This is a genomic window from Bradyrhizobium manausense (assembly GCF_018129685.1).
GTDB classification, from domain to species: Bacteria; Pseudomonadota; Alphaproteobacteria; order Rhizobiales; family Xanthobacteraceae; genus Bradyrhizobium; species Bradyrhizobium manausense_D.
In genome coordinates this window covers 1-15,234 of the sequence record NZ_JAFCLG010000012.1, presented here as the reverse complement: position 1 = coordinate 15,234, position 15,234 = coordinate 1, and the positions used below count along the sequence as shown (strand labels likewise).

Genomic DNA, 15,234 nt, shown 5'->3' with positions numbered 1-15,234 from the left:
GAGGAAGTTTGGGTTTTTTCGGTCTGCGTCGATCAGGCCTTCTTCTATGCCTGCGGCGTACGTCTTGATCTGTGTTGGTCACAGTCTCACCTCAGTTGATTGCGTTTGGTTTGGAATGCTCGCGTGGTGGCTTGAATACGATTTGTGGGGCCCTTCCGCATCGGGCGCGAAGTATTCCGACGCCATCGCGAAGACCACTCTTGATGCCTTGATGTTCCCCTGATGGCTCTTGTGAACAATTGCCGGATGAAAACTTCCGCCTTGGTGATCCACACCGTTCTGCCGTCGTCTTTGACAGCGATCAGCTCGCTGTCGACCGCTTGAAGACTTTTCCCGGGATCGCACTCCTTGGCTATTATCTTAGGCCTGCCTTTCGGGTTGCCGGACTGCCCTTTCTTGAACCGAGTATCTCTTCGCGGCCGGCCACGCCGAGATTGGTTGTTTTGCTCGCTATTCAACTTTATTTCCTTCAATCTCAGCTTCCACATCACGGAAGGATTTTCCGTCGGACATGCGGCGCGCGGTTGCGCCAGTTAAGTTCTGCCATTGGCGAATTGCAGTATCGACGTAGAGTCCATCGAGCTCGATCGCACGACATATGCGTCCGGTTCGCTCGGCTGCAAGCAGCGTGGTGCCGCTACCTAAGAAGCAATCAAGCACCAGATGACCGCGGTTCGAGCAGTCGAGCAGAGCATCCATAACCATGGACACCGGCGTCACGGTCGAGTGCAACTTCACTACATTCTTGCCCTTGCGAGCCTGATTGCTGGCGCTGGGATATTCCCAAACATTCGTGCGGTTGCGACCATTCTTGCGCGATAGAATGTTATTGATGTGCGGCCCGGCGCCCGACTTGAAGACGCATATGAGTTTATGTCGAGACTGGTACAACGACCCTGTGCCGGGGTTGTCGTTGGTCCGGACTACGATGTCTTTAAGCTCGGAATAGACTGCGCGACCTGCCGTCAGAAGCTCGTCGAGATGCTTCCAGTCCATGGTGATATAGTGGACGGCACCATCCGCGGTATGCGCCTTGAGATGAGTGCAGACCTTGGTCAGGAACCCCACAAATTCCTCGCGGCTCAAGCCGCCAGCGGCTTGCGCGGACTCGCGGTGCCGCACCTTTTCCTTTCCTGACTCATGCCCGTCGATACAGGCGTTGCAATGCGGGTCGGTGAACACAACTTGAGCCCGCTCCTCTTTCATGAGACGGGCGAATGTCTTATCGGTGGTGGCGTCGCCGCAGTAAATGCGATGGGAGCCCAGCTCCCAAACCTCTCCAAACTGGCAGACATTCACCCCCGTCTCCAAGCCAGCACCAGCGTCTGGGTCCGCGATAACGGGATCGGTCAGCTTCTGGATTGCCAGGTCGATCTCCGGCAAGGAAAAACCTGTGATCGACAGATCGAAGTCGCGTGCCAGATTTTGCAGTTCCAGCAGGCTTTCACCTAGGAGCCGCTCGTCCCAATGTGAGTTCTGCGCCAACTTATTATCTGCAATCCGAAGAGCCTTGAGCTGCGCCGCTGATAGGTGCCTAATCTCCACAACCGGATGCGGGGCATGGCCAACTTCTTGGCTGCCAGCACCCGGCCGTGACCGATGACAATTTGGCCGCTGTGATCAACAATCACCGGCATCACGAAACCGAATTCTCGGATTACCGATGAAGCGGCGGCAGACAAGCACATGGCGCAGCTGCAACACAACATGTGGGTCATCGCCGCTCGTAACGCGGTACTCTCGATCATCACCGGCGGAGGCAAGTGGGTTGAGATCAAGGTCCACGCCGACCCGCTATATCAACATCTACTACTCACTGCGGAGAAGAAGTTCTGGCGGTGTGTCCAGACCGGCGAGCGACCCGTGCTGTTCAACATCGAGACCCCACGCCCCAGGCTGGAGGCCGTCAAGGTCGTCGATATGTCTGCCTCCAATCAGTGGGCAGAACTGGCGGCCACGTATCTACGCACACGAGAAGCGCATGGCGAGCATGAAGCGGCCAAGGCCGACCTGAAAAAGGCCATGCCGGAGGACGCCAAGGAGGCAACAGGCCACGGCATCAAGGCTAAGCGTTCGAAGTCCGGTGCTATTAGCTTCGAAGCGCAGATGATGGAGGAATCCAATGCACCGGTCCAGTGAGCGTATCGGCACCATTGCCGCCGCCCTTGCCAGGGCCCAGGCGCGGTTGATGAACCCGGAGAAGGCCCTGACGGCCATCATCCGCTCACCCTTTCCGCGTGAGCAAGACCGGACCTTCCGCTATGCCTCCCTAGCCTCTGGCTTGGACATCGTACGGAAGACCCTAAGCCAGCAGGAGATTGCGACGATCCAAACCACCCGTATCGAGCAACTTGGCGGCCAGATCCACCTCACTACCTTGCTCGCGCATGCCTCAGGCGAGTGGGTCTCCTCGGATTGGCCGGTCTGTAACTCAAAGGATATCGAAGCCCCGCATCGGATGGGAGCGGCCCTCACCTACGCGCGTCGCTATGCCCTGTTTGCCCTGGTCGGAATCGCGGGAGAAGACGATCTCGATGCGCCTGATGTCATTGTCGGACCCCCAGCCGCTCCCGAGCCACTAACCGCCCCAGGACCGAAAGGGAAGCCGCCCAAGGGAGTTCTCAACCGCCCTTCGATTTTGCATCCCGAACGCTCCGCAGAGCTCCTGGAACGCCTGCTCGCCGAGTTAGCCTCCCAAGACGGGAACGACAGTTTGCTCGATTGGGCCAAAGCCAGCCTCCCCCTCAAGAATACGCTCCTGGAGGCGGACGCGCGCATTCTTGAGGCCTCTTACCAGACGCGATTTGAGGCTGCTGCTCGTCCTGAACTCAATCTGGCAGACCAACCGACGATCGAATTGATAGGTGAGTCGCACAACGGGCAACACCAATCGGAAGGCCCGCTCGCCGACGACTCCATCCCTGCAGAACCACCGGTCGGCCTTGCCTTTCCAAAGGAACCCCCGCGGAAACGCAGCAAGGCGCATCTAGCGTTCGTACGCAGCCAAGCTTGTCTGGTTTGCAAGACAAGCCCTGCTGATGCCCACCACCTGAAGTTCGCCCAAGCCAAAACACTGGGTCGTAAGGTCAGCGACGAATTCACCGTTCCGCTCTGCCGATTGCACCACCAAGCTCTTCATCGACATGGCGATGAAAAATCTTGGTGGAACGATCTGTAGATCTCCCCCTTGCCCATCGCAAAGGATCTTTGGGACGCTAGCCCAGCACATATGACTGATGAAACGCGATTGGACCACTATAGCTCCAAGTCGCCGGAGGCATTAGGGAGTCAGCGACGATGAATGGACCTTTCGAGAAGTGCCGACCACAATCTATCGTCGCTTTCCCCCTTGAATTCGAGGTTTTGTGTCCGCCACCTCAACTACTACCCGGAGAGAGCCTTGACAGATATCGTGCACTTCAGGCCGCGATCTTCCAGGACATCGCCCCAAAGTCGGCAATCGAATGGCTCCTTGCCATCGATATCGCCGAGCCCTCTTGGGAAATGCAGCGCTACCGCCGGTTACGTCAGCGGCTGCTGAGCATCAACCGACGAAAGGCCGTCGAGGCCATGCTCCGTCGCATTGATCTTGCAGGTATTGCGCCGGAATTCGAGGAAACCGCCGAGCTCTACACGGTTCGGAACGCTTTAGATTGGCAATCCGACCCTATCGCCGCGCATAGCATCGAGGCCCGTTTAGCTTCACATGGATTTGACGATCACGCTGTCAGCATGGAAGTCTATATCCAGTCGCGCGAGGCCTCGTCCTTCTTCGAAACGCTGCTTAACGGCGCTCAGCTTCGACGGCTGCTACTGTTGAAGGAGCTAAACAATTTGCGAAAGCGGGACTTTCATTTCGCAACTTCACCACAAGCCTAGAAACCAAATTGATTGCATGAAGATGTCATTCTCAGTTGATGGATTGATTGACGCAAGGACGATCTGCGTATCTGCGGTCCGCCTTACCGCAGACGAACGTACGGCGGTCAACGAGCTTGAGTGGCCGCTCATATTAACCAACTCAATCCTCGTCAACATAAACGCTACCGCACAATCAGATTGCACCTTGCACTCGGGCAGGCTACCGATCGAAAGTCCTGCTATAATTCGGCAAAGAAAACTCCGCCGACTTTTGGCCGGCGGCAGTAGAAACTAAAATTATTGGCGACCGGCGGGCACCGACCGCATGCAAACTATAGCACGAAAGCTCGCCGATTGAACAAGAAGCCGCCGATAGGCCGAAAACAGTAGCTGTCCCGACTATGCTTCCGAGGCCATGCGCACGAATAATATTATGTCGGTCGAAGCGAGTACCGAGACTTTTGAAATCACCCGGCCAAGCTTTAGGCACGCGCCAGCATAGAGTTCGACCGGGCGACGGTCGTCTAGAATGGTCACCCAATCTTAGAACCTGCAATGTGACTCTTCTGGGGGTTGAGAGCTCCGTCTGTCGTGCCCGGGCGCAACTGAGTCGATCGCCTCCTCCGATATGAGCGCTTCACAACGACGAGACCCTATCGGCAGCTCTGTTTAGGCCAGAACCATAAATTGCACCAATAAATCTTCGTACATGTCGCAGGTTCTTCGCAAACCAATGAACTTTGGCGCAGAGGCACGGACTTCGTGCTCAGAACCTGTATGAAGACATGTCTTCGACGGCATGCACAGTCTTGGCTATAATCTCTTGAAGGCGCTTCTCATGCTGTATATTTTCCGGTTCGCGCAAATGAGCAATTTTTGCAAGTAATTTGTTAATTACAATAGTGACGTTGACCTCGTGCGAATAACGGGAGCGCAGCGTTATCAGTTCTCGGCGAACTTCGAGAAGATCAAGTGACGGCTCCAATGTTAATCCTCCAAAACCCCACTGTTCGGCGACTTCAACGACCACAATCAGCTCGCAATGGGCAACACAAAATCGTTGGAGTGCACGCTTACCAACGCCACCTTCTTCAGAAGCATCATGTCCGCGTCAATGTGCTCTCTGTCTAAATTCGAATTGATCAACGAATCTTCTGCCGAAGAGGTCTTGTGATCAAATAGCCACATTTTAAAGCCGGCGAGATCACTGGGGTCTGAGGCACGATGCTCAAAGTCGACGTTCTCGCTCCGTCCTGAGTGTTCGGAAGCTAGCTGCCCCCCGGCAAAGGTCTTGAACACAAATTGATCGCTATTTGCAATCGCTGGGGCATCGCTTGGCGGCACCGACGTCGCGGGCGGATCGGTAATCAACGTACCGCCACGATTGTCAGAAGCAAAGTTTAGCGTGCCATGGAAATCATCGAATCTGATGGTCGCGCTGTGAAAGCCGTCGGTTAAGCTAAGAACACCCGTGGAAGCATTGTATGCCTCTTCGAAATTTGACGATTCGTAATCGATATTGCGAACATCAATAACATCAGAATGCACCTCGTCGGGCGCCGTGCCAGCAAACTTGGCAATGTCCCCAGTGAAGCTCTGAGGCTGGTCGATCACAAGAATGCCTGTTCCGCCTCGGAAAGTGATGGTGTCGCTCGATGCACGATTCAACTCGAGCTCTCCACCAACGGGCACCGTCTCCGGCGAAGTCGTGATATCGACACCACCGTTCTCGTGAGCCGTCAGGTTGAATGTGGTCGAGGAATAGCCCCCGTCTAGAATCAGAGACACTGCGTGATGGTCGGATGTGTCACTGACAGTGAGGGCCGTGGTGTCGTTCTGTTGATTATAGCTCGCGTCCGCTGTCGTATGGGCTGCGTCGAAGCCCTTCAGTGTCAGCACGTCGGAGTTCGAGAAGCCGGAGATCTGCCCCGCGTAGCTCGCGGGTTGATCGAGCACAAGTACACCCGCACCTGCGAAACTGACCTTATCGGAGCTTGGCGCACTCAGCTCAAGCAGAGCACCATCCGTTATGACATGTCTGGCTGCCGGCGGATCGACGATCTGGCTGATGCCATTGGCGTGAGTCACTGTGAAGGTCGAATTGGCGTAGTTACCGGATAGGTGCAGATAAGCGACGGGAGTCGCCCCGCTCTCGAGAGTGAGGATGTTGGCGTTCCAAAATGCGCTCGTGATCGAGCTGGTGGGGTCGATGAAGTCGAGCTTGTCGGTGCCATCGAGACCCAAAATGGTGGGCGAGAAAGTGAGCGTCCCGTCGAGATCCGCGCTCGACAATGTCAATGTGCCGGATTCCTGGAAGGCAATCGAAGGCGCCGATGCCGCGACCGAGGCGATCGTCAGGTTTGCGCCGACCCCAATCTCGATCTGACCGCTCCCACTGAGAACAGTGAGCGACGTTGCCCCATTCAAGACGACGGTGCCATTGTCGACAAAGCTCGTCGAGCCATAGGTGCCGGCCAGGGTTGCCGTCACCCCGCTATCGATGGTGATGCTGCCGGCCGCAGCACCGCCGGTCGTTCCGACCTCGAGCGATCCGTTGTTGCTCACCGAGATGGTCCCGGTGCCGGATAGGCCGCTGACCATCAACGCAGTGCCGTTGATGGCAAACGACCCATTGTTGATCAGCGTCGTCGGGCTCGCGAAAGAGCTGTGGTTGGTGACAGTCCAGATTCCGCCGCTCTGGTTGTCGAGAGTGACCGCAGCTGCACTTGAAACTACGGCATCCGCAACCGTTCCGTAATTGTCGATCAGGATCGCGCCAGCGCCAGCGGCTCCGGCATCGATCGCTGCCGCCGTGCCGCTGATGCTGGCATAATTGGTAATGCTGACGTTGCCGCCGCCATATGCGAAACCTGCCACGCCATATTGCGCGTTGGCGATCGTCGCACCTGCTTCGACGATAACGCTGACTGACCCGGTGCCATAGTTGAATGCCCGGATACCATCGGTTCCCGCCGCAGTAGTGATCGACGCGTAATCCTGGACGAGAACGTTGCCCGCGACGAGCGGATTGACGGCATCAACCGGGTTCGAGCCGGAAACACCTGGATTATATCCGGCCAGAATGCCTGCAGGTGCGCCGCCGCTGAGAGTCGGGATCAAACCTGAGTTGATCGTACCATAGGCTATGACCGTAATCTGGCTGGTCGACGGAACTGCGTAGCTGTTGCCGGTCGATGGAGCATAGTTTACGGCCGAGATGCCTGAACTACCCGCATTGATCGTCACGCTGCTAGTCGTTGTCACCAAGATGTTACCTGGCCCCCAGGCTCTTGCATCGATACCGTCGCCGAAGCCGTTCGTGGGGGTGGGCCCGCCAAGAGCTGTGATCGTCCCCGCACCGTCATTAACGGTGATGTCGCCGATGCCGTAAGTAACAGCTCGAATTCCGTCTCCGGCCGCCGCCGTGATGTTACCGAAATTATTGACGGTCACGGAGCCGTCGACGCCGATGACCGGGGTCACTGCGGGAATAGCGTCGCCCCCCAGATAGGATGCGATGATGCCGGCTGGCGGAGCTCCGGTACCCGTCAGCACATTTCCGGAAGTGATCGTGGAACTTGATGTCACCACGATTGAGCTTGATGCGAACGACAGCACGTCCCCGCTAGCGACCGCGCTGGACGCATTGGCCGCCAACACGACCGTGGTGCCCGTCGTCGATAAAACCGTGCCGATCGCGGCACCGGTCGTGTCATCATAGACAGTCATGCCGGTTTCGATCCATGATGGCGTCACGGCAAGGCTAAGCGTCTGACTTGACGTCGAGGTCGCAGCCGTAGCGGTGGCAATCTCGGGAAACGCGAGCGCGTCTCCATTGCCAACAGGGGTGGCCGCGTTGGCCGCAAGCGTCACAGTCGTGCCCGTCGTTGACAACACCGTACCAACGGTCTTGCCTGTAGTGATGTCGTAGACCGTCATGCCGGTCGCGATCCAGGCCGGCGTGGAAGTGAATGTCAGGGTATTGCTTGAAGTTGGAGTTGAGGCATTTGTGGTTACAAGCTGAGCGAACGATAGCGAATCACCTTGGTTGACCGCATTTGCCGCGTTCGCCGTCAAGGTCACCGTCGTAGCATTGGTTGATGACACCGTGCCGATCGCCTTCCCGGTAGTGACATCGTAGACAGGTGCACCAAGCGTGATCCACGTCGGAGCCGTCGCGAAATTCAAGGTATGGCTTGTGGTCGCGGTCGCGGCGGTCGTGGTCGCAGTCAGTGTGGCAAGCGCAATTGGCGATCCCTGGTTGGTGGCGTTTATTCCAACTCCGCTCGAGTAGATGCTCGTGCCGGGGCTGGTAGTGACCGAGATATTGCCGCTATCGGTGCTCTCTGCGAAGACAGCATAAACCTGATGTGTAATCGGCGTCGTGAAGGAAAGAACATCGCCGCTCGCGACGGCCGCAGCAGCGTTGGCAGTCAATGCGACCGTCGTCCCCGTGGTCGAAGACACGGTGCCGACTGCCTGACCGTTGGCGAGATCGTACACCGTCATGCCGGCCGCGATTCCAGATGGTGTCGAACCAAGATTGAGCGTCGCACTCGAGGTCGACGTCGCCGCAGCAGCTGAGCCGGTGATCGCCGCGAAGAACGACAACATGTCGCCATTTGCAACCGGCGCAACCGCGTTCGATGCGAGCGTCACGGTCGTTCCGGCCGTGGCAGATACGGTTCCGACAGCGCGACCGGTCGTCACGTCGTAAGCAGTCATGCCAGCCACAATCCCCGACGGCGTCGAGCCGAAGCTAAGCGTCGCGCTCGACGTCAAGGTTCCGGCGGCGACGGTGCCGGTAGGCGTCGCGGTTGCGCTGATCGCTCCCGAATAGACGTTGACCGCAACCTTGCCGCTACCTTCTCCCCAAGTGGCTGCCTGGATGCCGTATTCCGCAACCTGAGTGGTTGTCGTTGTGGTCGAGCTAGCCCTAACATTGTCGCCGGTAACGGTCACATTGGCGCTGTCATTGATGGTGACGTCGCCGTTTCCGTAGTTGTACCCGGATAGACCTCGAGCGGCGGCGACGACGGTCGCCGAATTGTTGATGATTACAGTGCCGTTGACATTCGGTGCCGCTGCACCAGCGTTGTAGAACCCGGCATTGATGGCGGCCGGTGTGCCCCCGCTGTCGTTTTGGATGTTGCCGGCGTTGATCGTGCCCGCTGCATTGACCGCAACACGGACGTTGGCCGCCGTAGCGATCGCGGTGGCTTGCTGGGTCGCGTTGATCGCCGAGCTGCCAGACGAGATGACATCGCCGCTCGATGTCGACACGTTTATGTCACCAGGACCATCAGCAATCAGTTGGATAGCGTAAGGTGAAAGGTTTGCCGATGCGCCGGTGGCGGTATTAAGTGCTGTAATCGTCTCGTTGTTGCCAATATAGACCGTAACGTTGCCCTGGCCGTGGTTGATTGCACGGATGCCATCTCCCGCCTGAGCGTTGATGCTGCTTCCGGAGGCGCTCACAAGGAGATCGCCATCGACATAGCCATTGTAGCCAAGGATGTTGCCCGGATCGATGTTGACGATAATGCCGCCCGGAGCGTTTCCGCCGTTGGGTAGATAAGGACCGGAATTGATCGGGCCGTTCGCAACAACGGTGACAGCAACCGGCGACGCATGCGTTCCGACGGGCGTCGTCTGGGATCCTACGGCCGCGTTCGATGCATAGATTCCGGTGCTTCCCGAAGTAACCGAGCCGGTGGTAACGAGTGTGACGTTGCCGCCACCGTAGTTGACGACGTTGATGCCCACTTGGGCTGTGGTTGGATTGAAGAGACCTGTGATCGGATCGGCCGCACCGTTGGTATTGCCTGCCGCCGTGGCCGTGATCGAACCCGAGTTGGAGGCAGAGATATTGCCTGTTCCATAAGTGAACGCGTTGATGCCGCCGCCCGTGTATGCGGCGATCGTGGCGGCGCTGTCGATCGTCACATCGCCAAAGATCCCCGACAATGGCGGGTTTGGAATGCTCGACGGCGCACTTGTTCCGCCGAAATAACCGACCTGAATTGCCGCGGGCCCGCCTCCGCTGACCAGGCCGGAGGAGATGTTGCCGGCTGCGTCCACAGTCAACGCGCTGGGCGCAACGAGCTTGCCCCGATTTTGAACGTTGATGCCGTTACCGCCAGCAACGATGTTGACCAGCGACCCCGTGTTCACATTGACGCTGCCAGAGGACGACTGGGCAACGATTCCTTGCGATCCCGATGCCAGGAACGACAACATTTCGCTAGGGCCGACCGGACTGGCTGCATTTGCGGTCAGCGTCACCGTCGTGCCCGACGTCGAGGACACCGTGCCAACAGCCTGGCCGGTGGTCACGTCATAAACAGTCATGCCGGCTGCAATCCACGACAAAGACGACGCAAAGCTCAACGTATTGCTGGCAGTCGTGGTCGCAGCGTTGGGGGTCGCGGTCGGTCCGCTGACGAGGGCGGATTGTCCGACGTTGATCGATATTGGCCCGGCGAAAGCGAGCGTATCGCCGTTGCCGACCGGGTTGGCAGCATTCGCGGTCAGGGTCGCCGTCGTCGCCTTCGTCGATGACACTGTACCTATGACCTTCCCGGTCGTTTCGTCATAGACCGACGTGCCGGGCACAACCCATGACGGCGTCGCAATAAGACTCAAGATATTGCTTTGGATCGAAGTTGCAGCATTCGTAACCAGGGTTGGCGCACCGAAGGATAGCGTGTCGCCATTTCCGACGGCATTCGCTGCGTTAGCAGCCAGGACGACCGTCGTGCTCGTTGTCGATTGTACCGTCCCGATGCTCTTTCCGGTCGTTTCGTCATAGACGGAGAGACCAGCGACAATTGATCCCGGTGTGCTCGTGAAGTTGAGCGTATTGCTCGTGGTCGGCGTCGCAGCGTTGGTGTAAGCTGCTCCCCCGGCCACGGCTCGGATCCCGGTCAGACCGCTGATGCTGGCGAAATCATCGATCGTGGTCGCCCCAGATCCAGAGGTCGCCGACAGACCGATACCGGCTGTGGATGAGATAACGCCCGCATTAAAGACGGCGATGTTGGCACCATCCGTTGCGAAGTTAGCGCCGGTAAATGAGCCGGTCACGAGGATCGACGAAGACTGGTCGATCGAGGTGAACAGCGTGTGCGTCGGGTCGCTGTCAAACGCGAAAATGTTCAGGCCACTCGCAGTGCTTGAGGAAATCGTCGCGGAGGATAATTGGACGAACTGCTGCGCCAGCGCCGGGTTGAGCGATTGCGAGCCCAAGGACCCCGTCAACACCGTCGGCGATGACGTCGGCAGCATGAGCCAAAGATTGCCTGAGAAGCTGCTAAAGCCCGACGGCGGTGTGTAGCCGGGGCCAGCCTGGATGATATCTCCGGCGACGGCTCCGACGATCGAAGCGCCGAAGGTCGACGGAGCATCCAGAATGAGCAGGCCTTGCTCACCGCCAAAGGAGACCGTCTGCCCCGCGGCAACCGCGGCTACGAATTCAAGGCCCGCCTGCGCGCCGATGTCAAAACTGCCCCCGCCTTTTACAGCGACTTCGATCCGGGCAACAGCCGTTGGGGCAACGTCGACAACACCGCTGTTGTCAATTGAAAGCGCACTCCCACTGATCCGGCTTGGGCCCGCGATATTGATGGTCCCGGAGTTCGTGATTGAGGCTGTGCCGTTGAAGAAATTCGCCCCCAGGATGTTCCAAACGCCGCCCACCAGGTTCTGGAAGGAAGAGGGGTGCAACGGATCCGAGGAGACCGCATTCAAGCTGACGTTACCGGAGATCACGCCGGAATTGGTGACGGTCGCCGCCCCCGTGTTTGCAGCGTTTCCACCGTAATAAGACGAGATCGCCCAATTCAGTGGGCTCCCGGCACTATAGAGGGTCGAGCGAACGAGTCCGGAGTTGGTGAAAGTGCTGGATTGCGTGCTGGCATTGTTGATTTGCACGACAGCCGTAATGCCGCCGGCGTTGATGGAAGCACCCAAGGCCTGGATGATTCCCGACGTGAAGTTCCCACTCGGATCCTTGGCCCCGGTATTGGCGATGGAGAGGATACCGCTGCCTGCGCCTGCAAGGCTGCTGCCCGTTCCGACCGCAATGCCGGTCCCGGTCGATGAGGTAATGATCCCCTTATTGACGACCGTGACACTCCCGCCGCCCTGCGCAAACGCAGACACGGCCTGATATGGGGCAGCAATCGCGGATGTCGTCTCCACAGTCACGCTGATATTGCCGACGCCGAAATTATAGGTGCCGATCCCGGCGCCCGCGGCCGCGTTGATCGTTGCAAAGTTATCGATCGTGACATTGCCCGCAACCCCGGCGTGAAACGTGCCCGTTCCGCCGTTGTAGCCGGCCCAGACGCCACCGGGGGTAGCGCCACCGCCACCGAATCCGGAGTTGATCGTCCCGTATATGGTCGTCAAGATTTGGCTGGAGGCTGGTGCGCTTGTCGCCCCGTTGTTGAGCGTGATGCCGCGGCCTCCGGACTCTATGATGTCGCCAGTCGCGGTCGTGACCACAATGTTGCCGGCGTTATTTGTACTAGCCGCAATGCCGGCCTGGCCATACTGCGCGCCTGCGGCGATCATCGCGCCGCTGAGGACGTTGATATTCACATCTCCGAACGACAACGTGTCGCCGCTGGCAACGACGTTGGACGCGTTCGCCGTCAGCGTAATCGTGCTACCGGTCGTCGAGGCCACCGTGCCGATACTCTTGCCGGTCGTGACGTCATAGACGGTCATACCAGCCAAGACCGACGACGGCACGGACGCGAAACTCAAGGTCGCGCTCGATATGGGCGTCGCGCTATTGGTGATCGCAGTCGCCGGACTGCTGGTGCCAAGAGAGTACGCGCCGATGCCGTATTGCGCACCGATGATCGAAGTCCCGGACTCCTCAGTGACGGTGACCGGGCCGCTGCCCCAATTGTAGGCCTGAACGGCGTAGCCCGCAGCCGCGACGACATTGGCGTAGTTGTCGATCGAGACCGTTCCATTGATCGAATTGTTTGTGGTCCCGTTGGCTCCATAATAGCCCGCGACGATACCTTGCGGCTGCGAGCCGGATGAATTCAGGACCGTCCCGGAAAAGACCGTACCGTGAGCGACCACTCTAATTGAGCTATTGGCCGCAATCGGCACCGCCGTTCCTTGATGCGTCAGGTTGATGCCGCCCGAACCTGAAATGATCAAGTCGCCGGCCGACGTCGTCACCGACTCGCTGCCTGAGCCGTAGTTGTTCTCGCGAACGCCGTACCCGCGCGGAGCAATGATCGTCGTATTGGCCTCGTCGGTGATGGTGACGTCGCCGATGCCGTAGTCGGAGGCACGAATGCCATCGCCACCGCCTGCGTTCACGTTGGCGAAATTGTCGATGGTCACCGAGCCAAAAACGTTCGCGTTCGGCGTGTTGTTCACGCCTCCCTTATAGGTGACGAGGATCCCTGCCGGTTGGGTCCCGTTGCCGTTCAGCGTTGGCCCCGAATTGATGGTGCCATAGGCGGAAACACTGATTGTGCTGCCGGCGGCGGACGAAATTGCCGCTGCCTGATTGTAGGCGCTGATGCCATCACCCTTGGAATTGATAATATCGCCCGCGGCCATCACCACGTTGACCTTGCCGACGCTGCTGGTATGGGCATCAATGCCGGTGCCGGACTTAGCGGTGATCGTCGCACCGGTGCCGACGGTGACGGCGACATCACCGGTGCCTCCGCTCAGGGAGGCGAGGATGCCGTTCTGCATTGACGAGACGTTGGTCCCGGCTGCGTCATTCACGGTGACGTTGCCGTTCCCATCGTTATAGGCGTCGATGCCGTAGCCGATGAAGCCGCTGGTCTGCGTGATATCGGCGAAGTTCGTGACGAGGACATTGCCGTTGATGGCGGTATTCGTCGTTCCGTTGACACCGTAAAAGCCCGCAACAATTCCCGAGGGTGCGGCGCCACTCAAATTCAGGGTTGCGCCGAAATTGATGGTTCCGTTTGCCGTGACGGAAACGGTGGTGCCGACGCCTGAAGCGATGATTGGATCCTGGTTGATCGCGTTGATGCCGGACCCAGCCGAGTTGATGGTGGACCCCGCATCCGTGACGACCGAGACGTTGCCACTGCCGTAGCTCTGTGCGCGAATGCCATATTGCTTGCTTGAGGTAACCGCACCGCCTGCCTCGACCGAAACTTTGCCGTTGCCATAGGTCAAAGCTTCGATGCCAAACACATTGCCGCTGGCCCCGCCAGTTGCGGTCACCGTGACGTTGCCGACGTTCGAGGCATCGAGATTTTCGGCCAGCACGCCGTTCATGCCGGTGCCGCTTCCGCTCACGCTTCCGGTCGCGTTCACCGTGATGTTGCCGCTACCGGTGGCGCCGATCTCGGCCAGAATCCCGTTACCTGCTCCGCCCACAACGGACGCGGCGGAATCGACCTCGACATCTCCAACCGCGTTCTGGACGACGAGGATGCCGTTGGCGGCACCCGTGATCGTGCCGGTGAGTGAAACCTTCAGACTGGCCGGGCTCGCCAGCGTTCCGCTCGAGCCTTGCAGATCGACTGCGTCGCCGCTGGTTGTTGTTACGTTTCCGGAGCCGGAAATCGTCACCGCGCCGGTCGCGGTCGAGATCGCGTCAATGGTTCCGGAAAATCCCGGCGACGAGCCGAGAACAAGACTGCCGCCCGATCCGGCAAAATCGATCAGCAGGGAGGCACCGCCGCCGACCGAAAGCGATCCGCCGTTTGAAATTTCGAAATTCCCGGCGGTCTCGACCAGCGAGCCGGTGATCGTGAGATTTGCCTGGTCGAGCAAGGTGACGTTCGGGTCGTCCAACGTGATCGTGTTGACGGCGATTACTGCGGATGCGGGAATCGTCACAACATAAAGCGAGGTCGCTCCCACGGGTTCGAACGCAACGTCGGTGCTCGGGCCCGGAACGGTTCCAATGCTCCAGTTCGCGGCAGTGGTCCAACTTCCGCCTGACGGATTACCCCAGCGCCCCGCAACAGCGTTGAATATTACCGCCGAGCTTGTGCCGGTATTGCCGGCCGCATCGGTGTCCTTGGCCACGATACTGTTGCTGCCGTTGCCCGCCAGCGTCACGCTGGTGCTCCAGGCTCCGCCGCTGCCGACCGTCGCGGTCCCGACCTGGGTGGTGACACCGTTCACGGTGTCGAACAATGTCACTGACGATCCGACCGCAGCTTCGCCCGGGGCCGCGGTCACCGTTCCGGATATCGTCTGCGTCGCCTGGTTCGTCGTCGCGCCCGTGGTGCTGATCGACACCGTCGGAGCAACCGTCTCGACCGCAATCGCCTGGCTCGCCGTCGGCGCTGCGTTGCCGGCCGCATCCGAGACGTTGGCCTTGATGCTGTAGCTGCCGTCCGCAAG

Annotated in this window: 6 protein-coding genes and 2 pseudogenes; 4 read left to right on the top strand and 4 right to left on the bottom strand. The window is 58.8% G+C overall.

Annotated elements, in window-relative coordinates:
* Window positions 1-86 precede the first annotated feature (86 nt).
* Together JQ621_RS36040 and JQ621_RS24405 are read right to left on the bottom strand one after the other, a co-directional pair.
* The gene (locus JQ621_RS36040) at window positions 87-488 is read right to left on the bottom strand and encodes a DUF5681 domain-containing protein (protein WP_409334242.1); all 402 of its coding nucleotides are present in this window, start codon (window positions 486-488) and stop codon (window positions 87-89) included.
* Complete coding sequence (locus JQ621_RS24405) at window positions 451-1,485, bottom strand: DNA-methyltransferase (protein WP_212237453.1); 1,035 nt, start codon at window positions 1,483-1,485, stop codon at window positions 451-453. Before JQ621_RS24405 ends, JQ621_RS36040 begins: the two co-directional genes overlap by 38 nt.
* Window positions 1,486-1,659: 174 nt before the next feature.
* On the opposite strand from JQ621_RS24405, the pseudogene JQ621_RS24400 reads away from it, so the two are divergent.
* The 3 genes and pseudogenes from JQ621_RS24400 to JQ621_RS24390 all read left to right on the top strand — a co-directional run.
* Window positions 1,660-2,139: pseudogene (locus JQ621_RS24400) on the top strand (YqaJ viral recombinase family protein); the annotation flags it as partial.
* Window positions 2,123-3,175: pseudogene (locus tag JQ621_RS24395) on the top strand (ERF family protein); the annotation flags it as partial. The pseudogenes JQ621_RS24400 and JQ621_RS24395, both read left to right, overlap by 17 nt.
* A 122-nt stretch (window positions 3,176-3,297) precedes the next feature.
* Complete coding sequence (locus tag JQ621_RS24390; RefSeq protein WP_212237443.1) at window positions 3,298-3,879, top strand: hypothetical protein; 582 nt, start codon at window positions 3,298-3,300, stop codon at window positions 3,877-3,879.
* A gap of 748 nt (window positions 3,880-4,627) precedes the next feature.
* Here JQ621_RS24390 and JQ621_RS24385 read toward each other — a convergent pair.
* Together JQ621_RS24385 and JQ621_RS24380 are read right to left on the bottom strand one after the other, a co-directional pair.
* Window positions 4,628-4,891: a hypothetical protein gene (locus JQ621_RS24385; RefSeq protein WP_212237441.1), complete on the bottom strand. Its 264-nt coding sequence runs from the start codon at window positions 4,889-4,891 to the stop codon at window positions 4,628-4,630.
* Between the two features lie 2 nt (window positions 4,892-4,893).
* On the bottom strand, window positions 4,894-14,946 hold the full coding sequence (locus tag JQ621_RS24380; protein WP_212237440.1) for a beta strand repeat-containing protein: 10,053 nt from the start codon (window positions 14,944-14,946) through the stop codon (window positions 4,894-4,896).
* Between JQ621_RS24380 and JQ621_RS24375 the strand changes: the two genes are divergently transcribed.
* Window positions 14,921-15,220 (top strand): hypothetical protein, encoded by a 300-nt coding sequence (locus tag JQ621_RS24375; RefSeq protein WP_212237438.1) that lies wholly within the window; start codon window positions 14,921-14,923, stop codon window positions 15,218-15,220. The two genes, JQ621_RS24380 and JQ621_RS24375, sit on opposite strands and share 26 nt — an antisense overlap.
* The last annotated feature ends 14 nt before the right edge of the window (window positions 15,221-15,234 follow it).